A 23634-nucleotide genomic window follows, 5' to 3' on the forward strand; every position below is an offset into this window, starting at 1 on the left:
CCGGCTTGGAGCCCGTCCGATGTGTCTGCATTGACGGGGGGAGGGGAGATGAGCACCGGGCAGGCTTCATGTAAGGCGGCCCCGAACTGGGTAACTCAGATCGCATACCGACATAGCTGCACTTTATACACTTATTCCGACGTATTATCGGGAAAATGAGAGAATAACTGTAGTTTGTGCAGTTATATTCGCCAATTTAGCGATATTTACAGGGAAAACGCAAAAATAACTGCACGAAGTGCAGTTATCATGGACAAACTCCAAAAATCAGGCAGGATAGCTGCACAAAGTGCAACTATCTGCTTTGTTACTCGGGAGGAGGCTCAGCCTCCGGTCAAGCCATATCAGCCTCCGGTCAGATTAAGCTCAGATTCCGGTCAAACCATACTCAATCCGGTCAGACCAAGCTCAGCCTCGGCCAATTCAAACTCTGCTTGCTGCTCATTCATTCTCTGCCCCGGCCATCTGCCGTCGTATTATTCCTTAATTCGCCGGTGCCGGGGCGGTGTACTTCAGGAAAGTCTTCGGAATCGGACTCTCGAAGGTCAGCAGGTCGCCGGTTGTCGGGTGCACAAAGGAGAGCACACGGGCATGCAGGCCAAGCCGGCCTACTGCCTTGGTTTCGGCACCGTATTTCTTGTCACCGGCGATCGGATGGCCGATGTCGGCCATGTGGACACGGATCTGGTTTTTGCGTCCGGTCTCAAGCCGCACTTCCAGCAGGGAGAAGTGGCGGTTTGCCTGGATCAGTTTATAGTGGGTTACGGCATGCTGGCCGTCGCCTTCATGCGGGCTGGAGTACATTTTGAGCGTGGAGGTTTCCTTGAGCCAGGAGCTGACCGTGCCTTCAGCTTTTTTGACGGCTCCTTCTACCAGCGCCACGTAAGAACGTTCCTTGACCGTGTCCTTCCAGTTCATCTGCAGCTTCTGCTGCACCGCCTCGCTTTTGGCGAACATCATCACTCCAGAGGTGTCGCGGTCCAGCCGGTGTACTACAAAGATGCGGTTACGCGGATTACTCAGGCGCACATGCTCCATGAGCTGGCGGTATGCGGTTTGTTCATCCTCCTCACCGGTGGCGATGGACAGCAGTCCGGCATCCTTCTGGATGACAATCAGATCATCATCCTCATGGACGATGGTCAGTCCGGCCATCTCCTTGGCCTGAACCTGCTTCTCCAGGTCAATGGCTACGGTATGGCCCGGCTGCAGCGGATAGTTATGCTTAGTAACGGCTTTGCCGTTCACGGATACCTGCCCGCGGGACAGCAGCGACTTAACAGAATTGCGCCCGCGCCCGCTCAGCTTGTCCAGCAGGAACGGCAGGAGCTCAGCCGGCTCGGATACGGTATAGCTTTTGACCTGAGGCGCAGCCTTTGCCCTGACTGAAGGAGCAGTCTTGCCGCCCGGTTTATTGGAACGGGTTCTTGCACCCGGTTTTGACTGTGATTGTGCCTGGGAGGAGGCACCTGGCTTGGCGCCCCGTCTGGACGCTTCCTTGGGATTTCTTCTTGTGTTCATAACTGCATTCTCCGTCCTGTAGTAGAGTACTCTTCAATATAACACGGGTGCTGAAGAAATACTATGGAGCCGCCGCGAAAGCCAAGCGAGACAGCCGGCAATGCTTCGGCCACGGAGGGCTACATGTAAATCAGCAGTCCGGCGAGAATGAGCCCTGCTGCACCTGTACAGGTCCAGCCCGTGACAGCCGCATATTTGGAATCGCGGACCCAGCCGCTGGTCCGGTAGATATTCCGGTCAACCGCCAGCAGCACCAGCGCGGAGAACAGCAGCACCATGGCGGTGCAGGCCAGCAAGCGGATCATCCGGCATTCCTCCTTTATCAAGATAAGATTTAGCTGCCCTTCAAGCCTACTCTCTGCAAATGCATATGAAGGGTGATGTCCACCTTTACCCGGCTGTACAGCTCCTCCCAGTCGTTTTTACCGTGGATATGCTGCTTCCAATAGCCTTGATGATGGGCACGGATCTGCTCGCCCATCCCGAAAATATCCGAATGGTCCTTCTGGGTACGCTCAATCACTCCGCGGACAACCTCGGCAATCTGGATGTTGAATTCCTGCTCGATTTCATGCAGGGCGGCTGAGGAGCTGATTGGCTTATCGCTGTCAAAGTGCTCGTCCAAATCTCCTTCGAAATAGAGCTCGTATTTAAAGTGGGGCGTACCATCCCTGATCGAGCTGGTTGTTTTAGTGAACCGGCGGTTGACTTTAATCATCACGGTACCGAGCTTTTCGGTCCTGAACAAGGTAGAGTAGCCGCCCGGGTCCATGCCCTGTATCGCCATAAAGGCGCCGATTTCCAGCGGCTTAGTTGTATTGATCATCCGGCTGCTGCTGAAATAGGCCAGGCCTTCAATCAGTATATTCTCTTTTTCACGGAGGGCGACGTAAGGAAGGTAGGCGCTTTGTCCCCATTTGGAATCAGCAGACCAGAAGCGGCCGAGATAATCCCGGGGGAACTTCCCCGAAGCGACCGCTTTTTCCATCATGGAAAGAATATAGAGGGTGGGCACCCGCTGTAATGGCGGATCAACATCCATGAAACGGGAGGCTCTGCCCTCCGAGACAAGCATCCAGGTCCTGCGCCGGATTTCGGGATTGCGCCGCAGATAGTCATGCAGCTCATCCATGCGGCCGCGTGCAATAGATTCGCTGATCACGATAACCCGCAGATGCACGAGATACCGCGGATCGGCGATCTGCTGCTGCAGATTGTTCATTGCATCATCCAGCGTATGGCCTGCCACAGTCACTACCCACACGGGACTAGCTTTGGCCCCGTCGCTGGAGCTGCCGCTGCCCGGTCCGAGGGGGACCCGCCCCGGAACCGCAATCTGGGCTGTCACGCTGATACCCCGGCCGGGCAGCTTTGTATTGTCCAGGTGGGTCACCTGCTCTTCCGTTGCCATTTCTTCAGGCGAAGCGTCATCGATGGACAGGCCGAGCACGAGTGCCCGGTCTTCTATTTCTACCTGATCCCAGCAGCCTGTCAGCAGCAGGGCGAGGATAGCCAGGACAAGCACTGCAGGGGCGCAGCTGCGGAGCGGCCTCATTACGCTACACCCCGCTTTCGGGAGCGGCGGAGCAGATACATGCCCCATAACAGGAACAGGTACAGGGACAGGATAATCATGGAAGCAGTACCCAGGGCAAGGGACCAGCTATAGGTCTCGAATACATTGGAAGGGAGAGCGGCAATGATGAAGGTAACCGGCAGGATAAGGGTGGAGCTCATCCGCTGATCCCGGAAGGCGCACAGATGCTGAAGCAGACAAGCGGCCAGATAGTAGGTGCTGTATAAGGTGGTGAAGACCGAAATAACCCACAGGATAATAAAGATAGCGTCCAGCCGTTCCAGAAACCCTTCGCCTACAGCAGCTGAACGTGCGGATTCCAGAGTGGGATAGATCAGCAGCTTCGTTTCCTCGGAGCCGAACAGCCCGATAGCGGCAATAACAATCAGCAGGTAGATAAGACCGGCGATAGCGATGGCAAGAATACCGGCCCGCACGGCCTGCTTCGGCTTCTGCATAAAGGGGACCAGCAGCACGATGATAAAAGAGCTCTGGAACAGGTAGCTGGCCTCCACCGTACCTCTCCAAAACGTTGCCGAAGGCATGACCAGCACCGGCTGCAGATTCAGCAGATCCATATTGCGCATCGACAGCAGCGTGATAAAGAGAATCGGCCCAATAATCAGCGGCAGATAGAAGAAGTGAATATAAGTAAATTTAATGATATTTCTTCTGGAGGAGAGCTGGCAGAGCAGCAGCATCAGGAAAACCGTAGCCTCAATAGGCGTTTTTTTAAAGAGCACGGTGGTTGCGACATCCCCGAACTGGCGTGCGGTGAGCCCTGTCAGCAGGATGAAAATGAGCAGGATCAGCACGGCGAATATGAACGAGAGCGGCTTCCCGATCAGGCGGCGGCTAAAGACAAACAGAGATTCCCGGGGGAAGCGCCGGCATAACGAAGCCAGCAGCCAGAAGCAGATAATGGAGATAGCGATGCCGCAAAAGGCGACAAACGGTGCACCGCTCCCTCCGGCAGCAGCCATGTATCGGGGAAAGCTGAGGATCCCTACTCCGATAATGGTGCTACCGATTACGGCTGCGGTCCGCAGCGTCGTGATCTGACGGGTATTGCTCATCTGCTTCGCCTCCCTGCTGGAGAATCTGGTCTTCGTATGCTGCCGGAACAGACTGCGGGAGTCTCGTGCTGTCCCGGACATGCAGAAAGCTGGGGCGGCGGCGCATCCACCAGAGCGGCGCCCGTACCAGCGTATCCTTCCAGTCCCGCCATTTGCCGGGAATAAACGGGGACATATACGGCACGCCGAAGGACTCCAGGAACAGCAGGTGGTTAATGATGAGGATTGTGCCGATCATAACCCCGTACAGGCCGAACATTCCGGCCAAAAGAATCAGCGGAAACCGCAGCATCCGCAGCGCAATCGCCGCATTATAGGCCGGCGTGGCGAACGAGCCGATGGTCGTCAGCGCCACGATGACAACCGTAATCGGGCTGGCCAGCCCGGCTGCCACCGCAGCCTGGCCGATGACGAGCACGCCGACGATGGACAGGGCGCCGCCGATCATCTGCGGCAGGCGGATGGTTGCCTCGCGCAGCACCTCCATGGATACCTCCATAATCAGCACCTCCAGTACCGCCGGAAACGGAACGCCTGCCCGTCCCCCTGAGATGGCGACAGCGAAGTCTGTAGGCATCAGCTCCGGGTTGAAGGAGATTACAGAAACATAGAGGGCAGGGAAAAACAGCGAGCTGGCCAGGGCAATCAGCCTTATCAGCCGGATCAGGCTGCCCATGATGAACCGCTCGGTGTAATCGTCGACCGTCTGGAAGAACTGGTTGAACAGGGCCGGGACAATGAGTGCAAACGGTGAGCCGTCTACAAGAATTGCAACTCTGCCTTCCAGCAGCGCTGCGACGGTCTTGTCCGGCCGCTCGGTGTTCTGCACCTGCGGAAAAGGAGATAGCGGCTGGTCCTCAATGAACTGCTCAATATAACCGGCATCGATGATCCCGTCGGTCTCAATAATGGAGATTCTGCGCATCGCCTCGGCTACGAGCTGCGGATCGGCGAGGCTGTCGAGGTAACATAAGGCAACCCTTGACCGGGTCCGGGCTCCGAGCGGGCTGATCTCGATCCGCAGATCTGTGCTCTGCAGCCGATAGCGAAGTAAAGCAAGGTTGTTCTCCAGCTTTTCCACATAGCCCTCCCGGGGTCCGCGGATGACCTGCTCCGTCTGCGGCTGGTCTACACCGCGCAGTTCAATCTGCCGCATATCCAGCAAAAGGGCCTCGGGTACGCCGTTTATCAGCAGGGCAAGATTGCCTTTGACGATGGCAGGGGGCAGCTGATCAAGCTTCTGCTCAGAATTGCCCTGTGTGACCTGGATTGCTTTTGTCCAGACATAATGGATGATATGATCAAGATCCTCAGGAGTACCGGGAGGGCTATCCGGGCAGACCAGCAGCGGCTTCAGGATATGCTCCCGGATTTGCTCCTCATTCACAAGTGACGATAAAAAGACCAGTGCAGCCTCATATTGGCCGAACAGCAGGAAATCCCGGATTACCAGGTCTCCGTTATCCCCAAGTATCGTCTGGAGCTGCTCCAGGTTGCCGGTCAGGCTGCGGCTCACGCTGTCATCACCGGAAAGCTGCGGAGAGCCGGACTGCTGCTTATTGAGATAAGAAGTATATTTTTCTTTCCAGGCTTGCAGAGGGTCCGCCTCCTTTGGATTGGCAGTTTAGAAGATCACTATAAAGTCTTGCTTGCAGCTGCTGTTTTTATGTAAGCCTGCGCAGGATCCTCTTAAAGAAGGGTTCTTTCTAGCCGGGCTATGCGGGTATAGTGCCCTGAATAAAGTACATACAGCAGTGTAGAGCAGGTGTTGAATTGTCCTTTCTGCGGTTGCTCAATGCCCCGTTGCCCGGTAAACTAAAGAGAGGATATTATAAGCCGAAGCTTTTGCCGTGAAAGTGATTTTTGGATAAAAAGCGGATTTAATAACGGAGATTCTCAGAAACTTTTAGGAGTTATGATCGCGATGAATATGCAAGCACCTACTATGGAACAGGCGCAGGCTGAACTGCAGAAATATTACGGCTATCCCGATTTCCGGGAAGGCCAGAAAAGAATCGTACAGCATCTGCTCGAAGGCGGCGATACGCTGGGTATTATGCCGACCGGCGGAGGCAAATCGATCTGTTATCAGGTTCCGGCGCTCTTGATGCCGGGGCTGACACTTGTTATCTCGCCGCTGATCTCACTGATGAAGGATCAGGTAGATGCCTTGACCACGGCCGGCATTTCGGCCGCTTATATTAACAGCACCCTGAGCGGCAAGGAAGTGAACGAGCGGATCCGCGCCGCACGCCGGGGCGAGCTGAAGCTGCTCTACGTGGCGCCCGAGCGGCTGGAGCTGGACTGGTTCCGCCTGGAGATGGCGGGCCTCTCTATCTCCTGCGTGGCTGTAGACGAGGCGCACTGTGTATCACAGTGGGGACATGACTTCCGCACCAGCTATCTGGCAGTAGCGCCGTTTGTCGAGGAGCTGCCGCAGCGGCCGATTCTTGCCGCCTTTACGGCGACGGCGACACCGGAGGTAATGGAGGATATGGTCCGGCTGCTGCGTCTGCGCCAGCCGGGCGTGTTCATGACCGGGCTGGGCCGGGACAATCTGGCGATGTCGGTGCTGCGCGGCGAGAACAAGCGCGAATTTGTGCTCGACTATGCCGCAAGTCATTCACACCAGCCGGGCATTGTGTATGCTGCGACCCGCAAAGAGGTCGATGATCTTCACCAGCGGCTGCAGGCTTCGGGGATTGCCGCAGGCCGCTATCATGCCGGAATGAGCGACCAGGAACGGGCGGACAGCCAGGAAGGCTTCCTCTATGACGACATCCGGGTCATGGTTGCGACCAACGCATTCGGGATGGGGATCGACAAATCCAATGTGCGCTATGTTATTCACTACAACATGCCGAAGAATATGGAGGCTTACGTCCAGGAGGCCGGACGCGCCGGGAGGGACGGGGAGCCGAGTGAGTGTATCCTGCTGTTCAGCGCGCAGGACATTATGACCCAGAAATTCCTGATTGAGCAGAATCCCCAGGACCCTGAGCGCAAGGCCAATGAATACCGCAAGCTGCAGCAGATGATTGAATACTGCTATACGACCCGGTGCCTGCGCAGCGCGCAGCTTGCTTATTTCGGCGAAGACGATGAAGACAAGCTGTGCGGCATCTGCAGTAACTGCACGGATGAACGCGAGCTGGTCGATATGACCGTAGACGCGCAGAAGATTTTCTCCTGCATCCACCGGATGCGGGAGCGCTTCGGGGTGGCGCTGGTCGCTTCGGTGCTGAAGGGCTCCCGTAACCAGAAGGTGCTGCAGTACGGCTTTGAGCAGCTGCCGACGCATGGTGCGATGTCGAGCCGCACGGAGAAGGAAATTACCGAGAGCATCAATGTGCTGATCTCGGAGGGGTATCTGGCCCTTTCAGAGGGCCAGTATCCGGTAGTGCGGCTGCAGCCGCTGGCAGCCGAGGTGCTGCGCGGCCAGCGCCAGGTGCAGCAGCGGGTTGCCCGGCCGCTGGTTACCGGCGGTGCCGGCTCCGGACGGAGCCGCAGCCGGGGCTACGATCATTCACCGTCCGCCGTCAACGAGACGGTGTTCGAGCAGCTGCGCCTGATCCGCCGCGATCTGGCGGGGCGCGAGCATGTGCCTTCTTATATTATTTTTAATGATGCGACCCTGCGTGAGATGAGTGTGGTTTGCCCGCAGACGGAAGCGGAGATGCTGAGAGTGAAGGGTGTCGGGGAAGTGAAGTACCGGAAATACGGCAAGCCGTTTCTGGAGTTTTTTCAAAATGATATGTAAAGAAGGTTATAAGGCATGAGAATCGTCCTGGCCACATTAAACGCCAAGTACATCCACACCTCGCTGGCCATCCGCCTCCTTAAGGCGTACAGTGAGCATGAATTCCCGGATATTGTGCTGGCGGAATACACCATCAAAGATCCTGCGATGAATATCGTGTCAGACCTATTCCAGAAGAAGCCCGATGTGATCGGCTTTTCCTGTTATATATGGAACATCGAGGAGACGATCAAGCTGGTCGGTATCCTTAAGCAGGTGCTGCCGGAAGTTAAGATTATTCTGGGCGGGCCGGAAGTATCCTATGAGCCGCTCTACTGGATGAAGCGGGAGGCGGGCGTTGATTTTGTCGTTAACGGTGACGGGGAGGAGACCTTCCACCATCTGCTGCAGGAGCTGCGGGATGAGCGCAAATTCCATTTTGTCTATGGAGCAGCGTACCGTAAGGGCGAAGAGCTGATCGTCAACCCTCCGCGTCCCAAAAGCGATCTAAACACGCTGCCGACACCGCACCGGTTCGCCGATGATCTGCCGGATCTAAGCAAGCGGATTGTTTATTTTGAGACCAGCCGGGGTTGTCCGTTCAACTGCCAGTTCTGCTTATCTAGTATTGAGGTCGGTGTACGCTATTACGATATTGAGCGGGTGAAGTCGGATCTGCTCTATCTGATCAATAACGGGGCGAAGGTCATTAAATTTCTGGACCGTACGTTCAACATCAACCGCAGCTATGCGATGGAAATGTTCCAGTTCCTGATCGACAACCATCAGGGCTGCGTGTTCCAGTTCGAGATTACAGCCGACATTATGCGGCCTGAGGTGCTGGATTTTCTGTCCGAGAACGCGCCGCCGGGTATCTTCCGCTTTGAAATCGGCGTGCAGTCGACCAATGATGAGACGAATGAGCTGGTCAAGCGCCGCCAGAATTTCACCAAGCTGTCCCGTACCGTGATGAAAATCAAAGCCAGCGGCAACATCGACCAGCATCTGGATCTGATCGCCGGACTGCCGCAGGAGGATTACGCGACCTTCCGCAAAACCTTTAATGACGTTTTCGTGATGGAGCCGGAGGAGCTGCAGCTGGGCTTCCTCAAAATGCTGCGCGGCACCGGGCTGCGCTCCCAGGCGGCCAAATACGATTACACCTACATGGAGCATGCGCCATACGAGATTCTCAGCTCCCACGTCATGTCCTTCTCCGATATTATCTCGCTGAAGCGGCTGGAGGATGTGCTGGAGAAATACTGGAACAGCCACCGGCTGGATCATACGGTAAAGTATCTGATCCGCCATATTTTTGAGTCACCGTTTGATTTCTTTCAGGAGTTCGGCGATTACTGGGAGGAGCGGGGCTGGCAGAAGATCGGCCACCAGCTGGAGGACCTGTTCACTCGGCTGCATGCGTTCCTGATGGACAGAGATACCCCTTCAATGGAGATTATTACAGGACTGATGAAGCTGGATTACTTCCTGGGGCACAAATACAAGCCGCGCAAAATCTGGTGGGAAAACGCGCTGGAGAAGCCGGAGTGGGCGCGCCATATGAAAGAAATCGCCGCTCATCCGGAGCGGGTCTCCGCAGCACTTGCGGAAGCTGGCTACAGTGAGCGTGAGCTGCAGAAATTCCTGGTGCTCGAGGTGCTGCCGTTCCGGCTTGCGCCTGTGCTGAATTCGATCAGCGGGCTGCGGGCGGATGCAGCTCTGGAGGCTTTGCTGGTTACCGCAGGAGAAACCGCCGGCAGTGAAACTGCAGAGGCCGATGCTATGGCGGTGAACGTGCCGGCTGCAGCAGTTGCAGTTGCTGAAGCGGTACCGGAAGACGGTGGAAGTACCCTGCTGATTGTGCTGTACCAGCAGGATGAGAGCCAGCGCGCGCAGTATTATGCTTTGCCGTTGGATTAAGATTATCTGGACAGGGAGCGGGAGAGAAGATGAATCAGAGCCTGAAGCTTGTGGAGAATCATGATCTGTATCTGGAGCGGCTGGCCGGACTATTTTCGGAGAGTCCGCTGCTGATGGAGGTTTTCCGCAGGGCACAGTTTCTGGAGCCGTTACCGTATTACGTTGGAGCAGGCTGCCTCGTCCAGACCGTATGGAATCAGCTGACCGGGCGCCCGGCGGAGTATGGGATCAGCGATATTGATCTGGTTTATTTTGACCCGGCTGATCTAAGCTTTGAGGCAGAGAGTGAACAGGCAGCTGAGGGGCGGGAGCATTTTAACGGGATTACTGTTCCGCTGGATATCAAGAATCAGGCCCGCGTCCATCTGTGGTATGAGGACAAATTCGGAATCAGGCTTCAGCCATACTCCAGCCTGGAAGCAGCCGTAGACAGCTGGCCGACATCCGTAACCTCACTTGGAGCAAGGCTTGAGCCGTCCGGAGAATGGCAAATCTACGCACCCTTCGGTCTGGAGGATTTATTCAGCCTGACGGTAAGGCCGAATAAGAGACTGATCAGTGAAGCCGTGTACCGCAGCAAGGCCGAGAAATGGCAAGCGAAATGGCCGGAGCTGCAGATTATCCCTTGGGAAGGCTAAGGGGCTAATAGCACATTTTCATACACGTTCGTCCGTCGCGCATATCCAGCCTGCAAAAAGCCCTCTTGTTGTTCATAACAAGAGGGCTTTTTTTGTACTGCTGTACCTTTCTGCGGGCATAGCTGGTTCAAGCTCATAGAGCAGACTATCTATCGGAACATACCTCGCCGCCGCGTGTCTGCATAATTCGGCTCCTCTCGCCTACGCACAGGTCCGCCGCGTAGATACATACCCGAAGTGTCTGCCTACCTCGGCTTCCTCTCGCCTACGAATCTGCTGCTTCACGTCTACACCCCCGATGCGCCCGGTGCTGTCACCTCTAACGGACCGGAGAGCCCTTGATATGCCCCGCATAGGGGGAGGGAGAATTGTAACGGACTGAGGAGACCTTATGACAGGTGAAAATCCACAATCCGGCGCGATTCAGCATAGATAAGAGCATCTGAGTCCGTAAGAACCTGAAGTGTCTCAAAAATCAGCAAATAACGTTATCTGGGGCCGTTACAGGTTAGGGCGCTGGGTTTTGGCATGTGTAGTTTACTGGAGAGAGCAGTGTGGACCACACTAACAGCACTAGCAGCACTAGCAGCACTAGCAGCACTAGCAGCACTAGCAGCACTAGCAGCACTAGCAGCACTAGCAGCACTAGCAGCACTAACAGCACTAACAGCACTAACAGCACTAACAGCACTAACAGCACTAACAGCACTAGCAGCATTACACTGCAAGAAGCCGTTCCTTCAGCCAAACAGCGGCACAGGAACGGCTTCTTATGGTTATATCACTTTGTATGGCGCTCAGTTCGCGGCGGGCTGCAGCAGAAGAGACTCTGCCGGAAGATGGCGGACCAGCCAGTCGAGAACATCGGCGGTGACCTCCTCGTGGTTCACCTCATTTAGCATCTCATGCCGCCCCTCCGGATACAGGCGGTACTCTACGTCGCTGAGACCTTGTTCCTGGTAGAGTGTGGCGAGCCGCAGCACGCCCTGGCCGTTCATGCCTACCGGATCTTTGGCGCCCGAGAAAAGATAGACCGGCTTATCCTTGCATAGCTGGAGCAGTGTCTCCTGACAGTGGATATCCCGCAGCAGCCGGAAGAAGTCGCGGAAAAAGCGGGTCGTGCAGATCGCTCCGCAAAACGGGTCGGCGATGAAGCGGTCCACTTCCTGCTGATCACTGCTCAGCCAGTCAAAAGCTGTGCGGATAGGAGAGAACGAGCGGTTGTAGGCCCCGAATACGATGCCGTTAAGCAGCACACTGCGATGCCGTTCGCCCTGAAGCCTCAGCTGCAGCGCGGCGAGCGATTCACCGGCCCGCAGCATATTGCGCGGACCGTTGGTGCCGCTGAGAATATAACCGGTATACACATCGCTGCCTTCCTCGCACATCAGCTTCTGGGCAAGAAAGGAGCCCATGCTGTGAGCCAGCAGAAAGATGGGTAAGCCTTCGTGCCGGGAGCGGGCGATATTCGCAAGCTGAACCAAATCGCGCCGCATCCAGTAGAAGCCGTTCTCGCCGGTGTCGCCAAGCAGATTGACCTTGCCCGCTGTTTTGCCGTGACCGCGGTGGTCATTGGCGTAAACAGCATATCCGGCGGCGGTCAGTGCCGAGGCGAAGCGCGCATAGCGGGCAGCCGTCTCGCACATGCCGTGGGCGATCTGTACTATACCCCTGACCGGAGCCTCCGGTTCAGGCAGCCATACATAGACATGGATATTTACGCCTAAGGGATCGGTCATCGTAAAGCTGTTTTCCCTCATTGCATGTCCTCCTGAAAGTTTTGTGAGCGACTCTACTGTGAGATTACACCGTACAAAACTGCTTCGAAAGCATACCCTGGTTAATCGCTATTACAGTCATTCTCAACTACGCCTGCCCTATGGCAAATAAGAGCGCAGCACAGTGGAGTGGCCTTCAATACCATACGCGCCAAGCGTAGACGGCAGCAGGTAGCATTCGCCAGCGGCATAAGGCTGGGAGCCGCCCTCCCAGGTCAGATGCCCGCTGCCTTCGCAGATGACCAGAATGGTGAAGCTGTCCGGGGTGGTGGCGAGATTCCATTCGCCGTTCACGATCCCTTTTTCCACGATAAAATATGGGGAAGAGGCAATCTGCAGCCATTCTCCGGCAACAGCACTGTCCGTCTTCATGGAAGTAGCGCCTGCGCCTTCATAAGCAGTAACATTCAGCGAGTCTTCGATATGAAGCTCACGCGGCTTGCCGTCGAGGCCAGGGCGGTCGTAATCGTAAATGCGGTATGTAGTATCCGAGTTCTGCTGAATCTCCGCTACTACTACACCTGCGCAGAGGGCATGCACAGTGCCTGCCGGAATATAGAAGGCATCTCCTGCGGCAACGGTAATTTCCTGCATGGTATCCATTACGGTGCCGTTCTCCAGTGCAGCCTGCAGGCTTTCGCGGGTGACATTTTCCTTCAGGCCGTAGATGATTTTGGCACCGGGCTTGGCGTCGAGCACATACCACATTTCTGTTTTGCCCAGTTCGCCCTTCGGCAATCCTTCGTAATCATCTGTCGGATGCACCTGTACAGACAGGTTATCGTTGCAGTCGAGCAGCTTGATCAGCAGCGGGAAGCGGGTGCCGTCTCCGGTAATGCCCTTGCTGCCGAACCATTCCCGGCCGAATTGCTCACGGATCTGATCCAGGCCTTGCCCGGCCAGCTCACCGTTAACCACCGAGGATACGCCGTTCGGATGGTCAGCGATCATCCAGCCTTCTCCGATATGGCCCTCCGGCAGATCTAAACCAAACTTCTCCAGGGCACGTCCGCCCCACACGCGTTCTTTGAACTCCGGCTGAAACTTGAGCGGATATGGTTTTGTCATTACAGTATCTTCCTCTCCAATTGGTTTGACCTGTTTTCTATTTACTGCGTGTTGACTCGAAAAACTCCAGCTTTTCACCGTCCGGCCCGTCAAAAAAGAAATAGCGGCTGCCATTGGCCAGTGTGCTGACCGCTGTCAGGCCCGGAAGGCCCAGCCCGGCAATCCGGCTGTATTCAGCCTCGATCCCGGTGACGGTGAAGGCGACATGGCTGACCTTGCCTTCATCAGGCAGCCCGGCCCATTCACGCTCGATCAGCTCGATCTCTACGCTGGTCTGGCCGGGGAAGCTCAGGAAGGCGAGCCGCAGGCCATCGCCCGGTACCCCGATGATGTCCTGCAGGGTGAGGCCGATGACCTCCTGGTAGAATGCAAGGGACTGCTCAAGCTGCGCTACCTTAATGCCGATGTGCTCAAGCTTGCTTACTGCCATCGTACGGTTCAGCTCCTTTTTTCTTCTCAACTGCGATGACATACGGGGCGGCCGCCCGCTGCAGCTGTCGGTAAATAATGCTCTGCGCAAGCTGCTGCGGCAGGCCCGCAGCCCACGCTTCCACAGCGGCGGCTTCACGGTCGCCGCCGTCGTGGCCGGGGTAGAGCACGGCTGTAATAATGCCGCCCGGACGCAGCAGCGTCAGGGCGGCAGCCAGCGCAGCCAGCGTGCTCCCGGTCTCGGTGATGATGGTCTTGTCGGCATCGCCTGACGGCAGATAGCCGAGGTTGAACATCACCGCCGAGACACGGCCGTGCCACTGCGGCGGCACGGCCTCAACCATCGCTGCATGGCTGCGCGCAAGCAGCGTTACGGGAGCAAGCGCAGCAGGCGCTTCCTCCCGGGCCAGCCGCAGGCGCTCTTCCGCAAGCGTAAGCGCCGCAGGCTGGATGTCAAACCCGTACACCCCGCCGCGTGCGCCCGCGCACTTTGCGAGGAACAGCGTATCCGCACCGGTTCCCACGGTGGCGTCAACGGCCAGCCCGCCGGAGGCCAGGCGTTCCGCCGTTAACTTATGGGCAAAGCTGAGAACGGACAGGAAGCCCATCAGCCCTTCCTCCAGTACTTACCCTGCCAGCTGCCGCGTGCAACCAGCTCGGCATCAATCGCATTCAGCACTTCCCATTTCTTCAGGCTCCAGAGCGGCCCGATCAGGGCTTCGCGCGGTGCATCCCCGGTGAGGCGGTGGACAATCATCTCCGGCGGCAGCAGCTCCAGCGAGTCAACGATCAGCTTAACGTATTCGTCCTGCTCCATGAACCGCAGCAGGCCGGCTTCGTACTGCTTGACCATCGGGGTTTTGCGCATCAGATGCAGCAGATGAATCTTGATCCCCTGCACATCCATTGCAGCTACGGCTGATACGGTCTCCAGCATCATTTCGTGGGTTTCCTGGGGCAGGCCGTGAATGATGTGGGTGCAGACCCGGATGCCGTGGGCGCGCAGCTTGGCGACAGCGTCGATATAGCACTGGGAATCATGGGCACGGTTGATCAGGTCCGAGGTGGAGTTATGGATCGTCTGCAGGCCCATTTCAATCCAAAGGTAGGTCCGCTGGTTAAGCTCCGCCAGATATTCAACCACATCATCCGGCAGGCAGTCGGGCCGTGTGGCAATGGATAAGCCGACCACGCCCGGCTGCTGCAGAATGACCTCATAATATTCCCGCAGCTCCTCAACCGGGGCGTACGTATTGGTGTAGGCCTGGAAGTAGCCGATATACTTGGCGTTCGGCCATTTCAGATGCTGGCGGTCACGCACCTTGTTGAACTGGGTGACCAGATCGTCTCGGCGGCTGCCGGCGAAATCACCGGAGCCTCTGGCGCTGCAGAAGGTGCAGCCCCCCTTGGCAATTGAGCCGTCGCGGTTCGGACAGGTAAAGCCGGCATCAAGCATAACCTTGAACACCTTGGTATCCATAGTTCCGCGCATTTCGTAGTTCCAGGTATGGAACCGTTTATCTCCCCACATCAGCGGAGAGGAGGTCTGTAAAAGACTCACGGTGAAGCTCCTTTCCTAAATATAAGAACGTTCATTTTGAGAGCCAGGCATCAGCAGCCGGGCCGGCATAATCCTTATATTTGCATCGTACAGGCGTACGGTCTGTTTAAAGAAGTACAGCCATTTCTTTCTAACCCGTCTATTGTAACAAAATTCAGCGTCAAGCGTAACATTGGCACCCGGAAAAAAGACGAAAAATAGGCAGGGAAAACCCGCGATTTCGCTTGTTAATGCTTACACAATATGTTATATTTAAATTGTAAAAAAACGTTTGCAGCAACTTAAAAACTCTATCCCTGAATTCATACTTTCGTGTCGTCCCGCCCATACTAAACCGAAGAGGTGATCACGATGAATTCTCAAACGGCTTATGCCGAAGGTAAAGGCTCGATTGATGTACAGCTGACTCCCGATGAGGCCCTGGCGCTTACCGGCGTTGAATTTAACGGAAATCATAAGATCAAGACCGAAGCACAGCGCAAGATCAGAAACGCTTTTGAAAAGAAATTTGATTTTGATTCGCCGGCAAGGTAGACTATGAACTGTTGAAAAATGGACCCCAATTCCAAATACAACAAAAAAGGAATTCTCCAGCGGCCGCTTCCTGCCCTCCGGAGAATTCCTTTTTGCTGTTTTTAGAGTAAATCCCTTTACTTTTGCGGACAAGTTCGGCACAATGTTTCAAGTAGCAGTAATGAGCAGTGTATAAGAGAACAAGCGGAGGAATACTATGCGTTTACGCGGAAGAAAAGGAATACGTGAAAGCCTGGAGGAACAGACAGACCTGGTGGTTCTCGATCCACGGAGCCTTAAGGGGCGCTGGTCGGAGGTGTTCGGCAACGATAATCCGATTCATGTTGAATTCGGAATGGGCAAAGGGCAGTTTATCAGCCAGATGAGCTTTAAATATCCCGGTATTAATTTTATCGGCGTTGATATGTACGATGAGCTGATCCGCCGTGCGGCGGAGAAGGCAAGACTGGTCTGGGAGCCTGCGGGACATGAGACCCCGCCCAACCTGAAGGTGGCACTGGCGAACATTGACTATGCGGAGGAAGTGTTTGCACCAGGCGAGCTGGAGCGGATTTATCTGAATTTCAGTGATCCCTGGCCAAAAAGCAAGCATGCGCGCCGGCGCCTGACCCATCCGCGCTTCCTCGACAAATACCGCGGGCTGCTCAGCCCGCTCGGTGAAATTCATCTGAAGACGGATTCGCGCAGCCTGTTCGAATTCTCGCTGAACGCCTTCGCCGATTTCGGCCTGCAGATGAAAAATATTTCGCTTGACCTGCATACAGACGGCGTTATCAACGAAGAGCATGTCATGACGGAGTATGAGACAAAGTTCTATAACCGCGGTGTGAATATTCACCGCTGCGAGGCAATCGTCGGAGCAGAAGCGCTGGCACGTTATCAGGCCACCCGGCTGGATAAATACCGGCTGTAGCTGATATCCGCTCAGCGAATACAGAAATGGCAGTTACGGGAATCCCCGTAACTGCCATTTTTGTATGCCCGGTTCTTGCCCGGGCTAATCCAGCATATCAATAATGCTCTGGGCGCTCTGCAACGGGTGAAACCTGGCTATATCCTCCAGATGGCTTTTCCGTTTCTCCTGCACCTCGTCATAATGGTACAGCAGCCGTTCCATCCATTTGTCTATCGCCTCAAGGGAGGTAAGCGGCTCACCAAGCCCGGCCGAGGTGAAGTAGCGTACGTTTTCCTCCTCCTGTCCGGGCAGCGGATTATGAAAAAGCATCGGAATGCCCTTGGCCAGGCCTTCGCTGCAGGTCATTCCGCCGGGCTTGGTAACGAGCAGGTCGGAAACCTCCATCAGCTTGTCGATCTCGCGGGTGAAACCGATCAGGGAAATGTTCGGATGCCTGTATACAGGATCTGCCTTCATCTCCTCCAGCAGCTTCTCGTTTCTGCCGAGGCAAAAGACAATCTGCACCTTCTCCCGCCAGCCGGCCAGCGCCTCGTTGACGACCTCGTCGTTCATCATACCCCAGCCTCCGCCCATGACCAGCACGGTCGGCAGGTCCTGCAGGCTGAACTGCTCTAGAATATCCTGCCTTCCGGGATGCTCCCAGAAGCTCGGGTGAACCGGCATGCCGGTCACCCGGATTTTGGCGGCGGATACGCCGCGCCGGCGCAGCTTGGATTTGACCTCGGGAGTGGAGACGAAATAACGGTCCACCTCGGGGCTGATCCAGCTGGCATGAGCATCATAATCGGTGATAACCGTAACGAGCGGGACCTTGAAGCCCGGGTCCAGGCGTTTGAGGCGTGAGATGACGGCACCTGGAATAAAGTGGGTGCAGACGATAATATCAGGCTTTAGCTGGCGCACAATATTTTGTGTATGTGTATAAAATAAGCGGTGCAGGGCAAGCGTGGTAAGACGGTTAAATGATTTCTGGTGCCGGTAGACATACCCCATCAGCCTCGGCTGTGAGGTTACTGTTTTGCGGTAGGCCGATACAATCAGCGGAGCCATTTTGGGGTTGAGAAAGTTCCCCAGCTCCAGCACCTTGGTTTGAATATTAGGCGACAGGCTGCGCAGGCTGCTCGACAATGCGTAGGCTGCCTGCGTATGTCCTGCGCCAAAACCTTCCGACAGCAACAGTACTCTTTTTTTGCGCAATGTTTGATTCACCTGTTCCCAAAATGGTTTTCCCGGGTCCTTGCCTGCCGGACTTCAGATCCACAGGGCAATCGTGCCGGCTGCAACCCCGCTGCCTATTACTGCGCCAACCATGACATCCGACGGATAGTGGAGCCCCAGATAAATCCTCGAAAAGCCGACGATGCAGGCCAGCGGCAGCAAAACAACGGTAAGGGCAGGATAAGCTGCCATATAGGGAACCGTAGAGGCGAAGATAGCCGTAGTATGGCCTGAAGGAAAAGAATGATCCTTCAGCGGGTTGTGGAATGTATTGGTCCCCGGAAGCGCCAGATACGGCCGCATGCGAGGGTACAGCTTTTTGGCGACGGCCACCGGAAGATGGCTGACGGCCAATGCTGTGAGAGCCTGAAGGCCTGTAGTTCTGAGCGGCGGAGGCGCAAAAGCCCAGATTAACACATTGATGCCGATAGCGCTTGTTGCGCCGCCGAGATGGGTAAGATAGAAGAGCCAGAAGTTCAGAAAAGGGTTATGCAGACGGCCGTTGATCCACTTGAAAAGACGGCGCTCCCAGAGATGTAGTTTCATGAATAAATGTCTCATATCTTGTCCCTCCGATAGTCCGGCTGAGGATAGTTGGCGCTGCTGCCGCCAATCCAAATTAATACCCCAAAGCTGACTTTATCATACGTTTTATAGGTAGTCCATTTCAAGGAAAAGCTCTGGTTAAGCGCGGAATTTGTCAGTTTTGACTTAAGAACCCTGACACCGTACAATGATTCAAGCGGACCGGACGCGTTTAAAAGGTAACTGAGAAAATGAGGAAACCGTTTCAACGGGAATCCCTGTACCATCTTTTAAACGGGATATAAATAAATGAACGCCTGGCCGCGGAAAAGGGTATTTGCTTATCTATTGTAAGGGATGCAACAAAAGGGTCAGCAACATCGTTTAAACTGCCAGAGACAAATAAAATAGGCAGACTATTGAAAAAGGGGGCATCAAAAGATCATGGCAGACGCACTGTTTGTTACGCTCCAGGTGATCTTGGCGGCAATTGCAGTTTATCAGTTTACGTTTTCGCTGTTTGGGCTGCACCGCAAAAAGAAAAAGGAGCAGTTTGCACCGGAAAAATCATTCGCAGTACTGGTTGCGGCACACAACGAGGAAGAGGTTGTAGGCGCGCTCATGGAAAACCTGAAGCAGCTTAATTATCCCCGGGATCTGTACGATGTATTTGTCATCTGCGACAACTGCACCGACGGGACGGCGGAGATCGTAAGGGAGCACGGCATGAACGCCTGTGTCCGCACCAACAACAACCTGCGGGGCAAGGGCTATGCCATTGAATGGATGCTGAAGGAGCTTTGGGCCATGCCGCGCCAATATGACGCTGTAGTTATGTTTGACGCAGACAATCTGGCTCATACGGAATTCCTTATGGAGATGAACAATGATCTCTGCTCCGGTGCCCGGGTTATCCAGGGCTACATTGATACAAAGAATCCGGAGGACTCCTGGATCACAGCGGCTTACGGTGTATCCTACTGGTACATCAACCGCCTGTGGCAGCTGTCGCGCCATAATCTGCAGATGGCTAACTTCCTGGGCGGAACCGGCATGTGCTTCGAAACCGCCCTGCTTAAGGAAATGGGCTGGGGCGCTACCAGCCTGGTAGAGGATCTTGAATTTACCATGCGCAGTGCCTCCAAGGGCGTTTATCCGAAATTCAATTATGATGCAAAGGTATATGATGAGAAGCCTCTGACCTTCAAAGCCTCCTCCAGGCAGCGCCTGCGCTGGATGCAGGGCCACTTTACAGTAGCACGCCGTTATTTCTTCCCGTTGCTGTGGCAGAGTATCAAGGAGCGCAGCCTGACGAAGTTTGACCTGGCGCTGTATGGGGCTAATGTCTACATCGTTCTGCTTACGTTTCTAATGACTGCAGTGATGTGGATCGACACCTCACTGTTTGACGGCCCGAATATTGCGAATATCTATGGACACCTGCCGATCTGGCTGAGCTTTGTAGCTGTCGGTGCGAATATTCTGACGTTCCTGTTGTCGATGGCGCTGGAGAAGGTGAAGTACAAGAAGGTATATCTGTACCTGCTGGTCTTCCCGATTTATCTGCTGTCCTGGTACCCGATTACATTTTATGCGTTCTTCACACAGAACAACAAGCAGTGGAGCCACACGAAGCATACGCGGGTTGTCCGGCTTGAGGAAGTGCAGAGCAAGCAGATATAATAGGTCAAAACAGTTACTATTTTTGTTTTGCAGGTGTTGACAAAGCTTTGTGCATTGGTGTATAGTATTCAAGTATGCAAAACATAGGGATTGCAAGCAGAAGCACCGGCTTCTCACCTGACTGGCAATACGTCAGCTGGTTTTGATCTCAATGCTTTATGAATTTAGAATTCATGAACGTTGATCAAACACGGGGTGTCGGGAGTTACCGGCACCCCTTTTTTATGGAGAACCACAACAAATTGTTCAAATAGATCCGGAGGTGGAGCGTTATCAGTAAGGAACATATGATCAATGATGAAATTCGGGCCAGAGAGGTCCGGTTGGTTGGAGCGGAAGGTGAGCAAATCGGAATTACGCCGATCCGCGAGGCGCTGCAGATGGCGATTGATCTGAATTTGGATTTAGTCAATGTAGCTCCGCAGGCGAAACCGCCGGTATGCCGCATCATGGATTACGGCAAGTTCCGTTATGAAACACAGAAGAAAGAGAAAGAAGCGCGTAAGAATCAGAAGATCGTTGATCTTAAGGAAGTCTGGTTCCGTGCTAACATTGAAGAACATGATTATCAAACCAAGTTCCGCAATGTGATCAAATTCCTGGGTGAAGGCGATAAAGTGAAGTGCTCCGTCCGTTTCCGCGGCCGTGAGATTACCCACGCTAATATCGGCCAGAAAATTCTGGAACGCGTTAAGAATGAAGTGGTTGATATAGCTGTTGTGGAGCGCCAGCCTAAGCTGGAAGGCCGCAGCATGATTATGATTCTGGCTCCTAAGCCCCAATAAATTTGGAGTCACTTGCACAGCAATTTGGCGCCGCATAATATTCAAGGAGGAAACACCATGCCTAAAATGAAAACACATAGCAGCCTGAAAGGCCGCTTCAAGATCACCGGATCCGGTAAAGTTCTGCGCTACAAAGCTCACAAGAACCACTTGCTGTCCCACAAGTCCAAACGTGCTAAGCGCGTATTGAACGGTAATCCTGTTATGGCCCCTGGGGATGTAAGACGTTTGAAACAAGGACTTGCTAACTTGAAATAGTTTGATCACACATTTTTGGGAGGTTTATTATTATGGCAAGAGTTAAAGGCGGCTTTGTAGTTCGTCGTAGACATAAAAAAGTATTGAAGCTGGCAAAGGGTTATTTCGGTTCCAAGCACCGCATTTTTAAAACGGCTAAAGAGCAAGTAATGAAATCGATGGTTTACGCATACCGTGACCGTCGTCAGACTAAGCGTAACTTCCGCAAGCTGTGGATCGTTCGTATCAACGCAGCAGCTCGTCAGAACGGCCTGTCCTACAGCAAGCTTGTATACGGCCTGAAACTGGCTGGCGTAGAAGTGAACCGCAAAATGCTGGCTGACCTGGCAGTAAATGACCTGAACGCATTCAACTCCCTGGCTGTTGTAGCCAAAGAGAAGATCAACGCGTAAGTGTTATAAATAACCGAAAAGCACCGCCTGCGGGGGAACCCGTGTGACGGTGCTTTTTTTGTGCGGCTAAGGGCCGGGAGCTATTCCCAGTACTTAGTGGTGCTGAGCTGTGCGGCGAGCTTTTTGCTGCTTGCACGTCTAATTTTACGCAGCTCAGAGCGTTCGCCTGCCGATTCGCTGATCAGCTTCTCTTCGTCGGTCTCGGGGATAATGGCTGGAACCGGTGCGGGAGTGCCGTCCTCTTCAATGGCTACAAAGGTCAAAAACGAAGTGGCGGCAACAGCGCGTTCGCCGGTGTAGAGGTTTTCGGAAATGATTTTGACAAAAACCTCAATGCTGGTACGGCCTGTCCAGGAGACGAAGGACTCGAAGCAGACGGAATCAGAAGGGCGGATTGGCCGCAGGAAGTCTACGGAGTCTGTAGAGGCTGTAACGACATTTTTACGGCAATGCCGCATAGCTGAAATCGAAGCAACTTCATCTATAGTGCTCATCAGCTTGCCGCCAAACAGTGTCTTGTGATTGTTTACGTCATTGGGGAACACCCGTCCTGTCTTAAATACGCGGGATTCGCGGCTGTATTTGAAGGCTGGAGAGGTTTGAGGATGAATTTGTTGATCTTCCATGGTTTGAGTGACTCCCTTTTCTTACGATATGTAAGCATTCATGATAATAGAAAACGGTTTGGCGTGCAATAATATTATAGACAACTTAGCCCAGGAAAATGACTTTTGAGGTTTTCTGACGCAATGTGGAGGTTAATCTGACGTAATGTGTCACGGTAAGCGTTTTCTTGTGAAAAAATGCAAATAATTATTGACCTGAGGTCATTTATGGACTGGATTTTAGGTTTTTTTGCGGGTATAATTTGAGCTAATGGTATGTCCAAGCAGAAGACAGAAGACATCCAATTTTTTAAGGGGGATCACAATCGATGAAAAAGTTTTTGAAAACGTCGCTCGTTATGTTGACCGCTTGCACAGCTATCCTGGCAGGATGCGGAAACAATAACGCTAACTCTGGCAATGCTGCCAACGGAGAAACTGGCGGTAACGCTGGTACAGCTACCAATGCACCTGCAGCGGAAGCTCCAAAATCCGACCTGAAATTCGGCCTTGTTACAGACGTAGGCGGTGTTAATGACAAATCATTTAACCAGTCCGCGTGGGAAGCTCTTGAAGCTCTTAAAACAGAAGCGGGCGTTGAGATTAAATACCTGCAAAGTAACTCCAGTGCTGACTATGAGCCAAACCTTAACCAATTCGTTAAAGGCGGCTATGCCCTGACTTGGGGTATCGGCTTTGACCTTGGTGATGCGCTTCTGAAGGTTGCTAAAGAAAATCCGGATGCTAACCTGGCGATCATCGACAGCGTAGTAGACGCTCCTAACGTTGAATCCGTAACATTCGCTGAGAATGAAGGCTCCTTCCTGGTTGGTGTGGTTGCAGGTCTGACTACAAAAACTAACAAAGTAGGCTTCATCGGCGGTATGGAAAGCCCGGTTATCAAGCGTTTTGAAGTTGGCTTCAAGGCCGGCGTAGAAGCGGTTAACCCTGATGCAACTGTAAGCATCACTTATGCAGGTGCATATGACAAGCCTGACACTGGTAAATCCCTGGCTGCTACTCTGTATAACGCAGGCAACGACATTATCTTCCCTGCTGCAGGCGCAACTGGTAACGGTGTGTTCAATGAAGCTAAATCCCGCAACGATGCAGGCGGCGACAAAGTATGGGTTATCGGTGTAGACAAAGACCAATCCCTGGAATTTGGCGATGATGTAACCCTGACTTCCATGATCAAACGCGTTGACGAAGCGGTTAAGAGAGTGTCCCAGCAGGTTGTTGACGGAACATTCAAAGGCGGTACTACAACTGTACTGACTCTGAAAGACAACGGCGTAGGCCTTCCTGAGACTTCCAAGGCTAACGTTTCCGCTGAAATCCTGGCTAAGGTTGAAGAATACAAACAACAAATCATCGATGGAACAATCGTTGTTCCAGGTGAGTAATACTTG

At 54.0% G+C, this 23634-nt stretch carries 23 protein-coding genes; 10 read left to right on the top strand and 13 right to left on the bottom strand.

Translation table 11 applies throughout. From position 1 onward, the window contains the following. Positions 1-483: 483 nt before the first annotated feature. The 5 genes from R70723_RS06050 to R70723_RS06070 all read right to left on the bottom strand — a co-directional run bounded on the left by R70723_RS06050 (position 484) and on the right by R70723_RS06070 (position 5689). Positions 484-1521, bottom strand: a complete 1038-nt coding sequence (locus R70723_RS06050; RefSeq protein ID WP_039870572.1) for an RluA family pseudouridine synthase — start codon at positions 1519-1521, stop codon at positions 484-486. A 119-nt stretch (positions 1522-1640) separates the two neighbouring features. Beyond that, a complete protein-coding gene (locus R70723_RS06055) occupies positions 1641-1826 on the bottom strand; it encodes a CLC_0170 family protein (protein ID WP_039870574.1) in 186 nt (61 codons plus the stop codon). Between the two features lie 29 nt (positions 1827-1855). After that, positions 1856-3076 (bottom strand): Ger(x)C family spore germination protein, encoded by a 1221-nt coding sequence (locus R70723_RS06060; protein ID WP_039870575.1) that lies wholly within the window; start codon positions 3074-3076, stop codon positions 1856-1858. After that, on the bottom strand, positions 3076-4173 hold the full coding sequence (locus R70723_RS06065) for a GerAB/ArcD/ProY family transporter (RefSeq protein WP_039870578.1): 1098 nt from the start codon (positions 4171-4173) through the stop codon (positions 3076-3078). The genes R70723_RS06060 and R70723_RS06065 overlap by 1 nt, the downstream gene beginning before the upstream one ends. Further along, positions 4121-5689: a spore germination protein gene (locus tag R70723_RS06070; RefSeq protein WP_063837754.1), complete on the bottom strand. Its 1569-nt coding sequence runs from the start codon at positions 5687-5689 to the stop codon at positions 4121-4123. Before R70723_RS06070 ends, R70723_RS06065 begins: the two co-directional genes overlap by 53 nt. A gap of 408 nt (positions 5690-6097) precedes the next feature. On the opposite strand from R70723_RS06070, the gene recQ reads away from it, so the two are divergent. The 3 genes from recQ to R70723_RS06085 are packed head-to-tail and all read left to right on the top strand — an operon-like array spanning position 6098 to position 10470. Continuing rightward, positions 6098-7933 carry a DNA helicase RecQ gene (gene recQ, locus R70723_RS06075; RefSeq protein ID WP_039870580.1) on the top strand — a complete coding sequence of 612 codons (1836 nt, stop codon included), beginning with the start codon at positions 6098-6100 and terminating at the stop codon, positions 7931-7933. A 15-nt stretch (positions 7934-7948) separates the two neighbouring features. Then, positions 7949-9832 carry a B12-binding domain-containing radical SAM protein gene (locus R70723_RS06080; RefSeq protein WP_039870583.1) on the top strand — a complete coding sequence of 628 codons (1884 nt, stop codon included), beginning with the start codon at positions 7949-7951 and terminating at the stop codon, positions 9830-9832. A gap of 29 nt (positions 9833-9861) precedes the next feature. Then, a complete protein-coding gene (locus tag R70723_RS06085) occupies positions 9862-10470 on the top strand; it encodes a nucleotidyltransferase family protein (RefSeq protein WP_081957240.1) in 609 nt (202 codons plus the stop codon). A 797-nt stretch (positions 10471-11267) separates the two neighbouring features. On the opposite strand, the gene R70723_RS06090 is transcribed toward R70723_RS06085, so the two are convergent. The 5 genes from R70723_RS06090 to R70723_RS06110 form a co-directional block, all read right to left on the bottom strand. Next, on the bottom strand, positions 11268-12230 hold the full coding sequence (locus R70723_RS06090) for an alpha/beta hydrolase (protein WP_039870585.1): 963 nt from the start codon (positions 12228-12230) through the stop codon (positions 11268-11270). A 117-nt stretch (positions 12231-12347) separates the two neighbouring features. After that, the gene (locus R70723_RS06095) at positions 12348-13316 is read right to left on the bottom strand and encodes a type I phosphomannose isomerase catalytic subunit (RefSeq protein ID WP_039870588.1); all 969 of its coding nucleotides are present in this window, start codon (positions 13314-13316) and stop codon (positions 12348-12350) included. A 37-nt stretch (positions 13317-13353) separates the two neighbouring features. Beyond that, positions 13354-13746 carry a VOC family protein gene (locus tag R70723_RS06100; RefSeq protein ID WP_039870591.1) on the bottom strand — a complete coding sequence of 131 codons (393 nt, stop codon included), beginning with the start codon at positions 13744-13746 and terminating at the stop codon, positions 13354-13356. Beyond that, a complete protein-coding gene (locus R70723_RS06105; protein WP_039870593.1) occupies positions 13727-14353 on the bottom strand; it encodes a tRNA 5-(aminomethyl)-2-thiouridylate-methyltransferase MnmM in 627 nt (208 codons plus the stop codon). The genes R70723_RS06100 and R70723_RS06105 overlap by 20 nt, the downstream gene beginning before the upstream one ends. Next, complete coding sequence (locus R70723_RS06110) at positions 14353-15276, bottom strand: tRNA modification radical SAM protein MnmL/YtqA (protein WP_039878326.1); 924 nt, start codon at positions 15274-15276, stop codon at positions 14353-14355. The genes R70723_RS06105 and R70723_RS06110 overlap by 1 nt, the downstream gene beginning before the upstream one ends. A gap of 381 nt (positions 15277-15657) precedes the next feature. Here R70723_RS06110 and R70723_RS06115 point away from each other — a divergent pair, with 381 nt between their 5' ends. Continuing rightward, positions 15658-15840, top strand: coding sequence for a hypothetical protein (locus R70723_RS06115; protein ID WP_039870595.1), 183 nt, complete (start codon positions 15658-15660; stop codon positions 15838-15840). 196 nt (positions 15841-16036) lie between these two features. Beyond that, a complete protein-coding gene (trmB, locus tag R70723_RS06120) occupies positions 16037-16753 on the top strand; it encodes a tRNA (guanosine(46)-N7)-methyltransferase TrmB (RefSeq protein WP_039870597.1) in 717 nt (238 codons plus the stop codon). Between the two features lie 84 nt (positions 16754-16837). Here trmB and R70723_RS06125 read toward each other — a convergent pair whose 3' ends face one another. Next, positions 16838-17953, bottom strand: coding sequence for a UDP-N-acetylglucosamine--LPS N-acetylglucosamine transferase (locus R70723_RS06125; RefSeq protein WP_039870599.1), 1116 nt, complete (start codon positions 17951-17953; stop codon positions 16838-16840). A gap of 54 nt (positions 17954-18007) precedes the next feature. Further along, the gene (locus R70723_RS06130) at positions 18008-18535 is read right to left on the bottom strand and encodes a phosphatase PAP2 family protein (protein WP_039870601.1); all 528 of its coding nucleotides are present in this window, start codon (positions 18533-18535) and stop codon (positions 18008-18010) included. A 408-nt stretch (positions 18536-18943) separates the two neighbouring features. On the opposite strand from R70723_RS06130, the gene R70723_RS06135 reads away from it, so the two are divergent. From R70723_RS06135 to rplT, 4 genes are all read left to right on the top strand, one after another. After that, positions 18944-20182 carry a glycosyltransferase family 2 protein gene (locus R70723_RS06135; protein ID WP_039870604.1) on the top strand — a complete coding sequence of 413 codons (1239 nt, stop codon included), beginning with the start codon at positions 18944-18946 and terminating at the stop codon, positions 20180-20182. A gap of 287 nt (positions 20183-20469) precedes the next feature. After that, positions 20470-20967 (top strand): translation initiation factor IF-3, encoded by a 498-nt coding sequence (infC, locus tag R70723_RS06140; protein WP_039870606.1) that lies wholly within the window; start codon positions 20470-20472, stop codon positions 20965-20967. 57 nt (positions 20968-21024) lie between these two features. Next, positions 21025-21225, top strand: a complete 201-nt coding sequence (gene rpmI / locus R70723_RS06145) for a 50S ribosomal protein L35 (RefSeq protein WP_019912828.1) — start codon at positions 21025-21027, stop codon at positions 21223-21225. 32 nt (positions 21226-21257) lie between these two features. Next, positions 21258-21617 (top strand): 50S ribosomal protein L20, encoded by a 360-nt coding sequence (gene rplT / locus R70723_RS06150; protein WP_039870613.1) that lies wholly within the window; start codon positions 21258-21260, stop codon positions 21615-21617. An 80-nt stretch (positions 21618-21697) separates the two neighbouring features. On the opposite strand, the gene R70723_RS06155 is transcribed toward rplT, so the two are convergent. Then, a complete protein-coding gene (locus R70723_RS06155; RefSeq protein ID WP_047171044.1) occupies positions 21698-22243 on the bottom strand; it encodes an acyl-CoA thioesterase in 546 nt (181 codons plus the stop codon). Between the two features lie 308 nt (positions 22244-22551). Between R70723_RS06155 and R70723_RS06160 the strand changes: the two genes are divergently transcribed. Next, complete coding sequence (locus tag R70723_RS06160; protein WP_039870616.1) at positions 22552-23628, top strand: BMP family lipoprotein; 1077 nt, start codon at positions 22552-22554, stop codon at positions 23626-23628. Positions 23629-23634 lie beyond the last annotated feature (6 nt).

It is taken from the genome of Paenibacillus sp. FSL R7-0273 (assembly GCF_000758625.1).
Taxonomy (GTDB): Bacteria; Bacillota; Bacilli; order Paenibacillales; family Paenibacillaceae; genus Paenibacillus_AQ.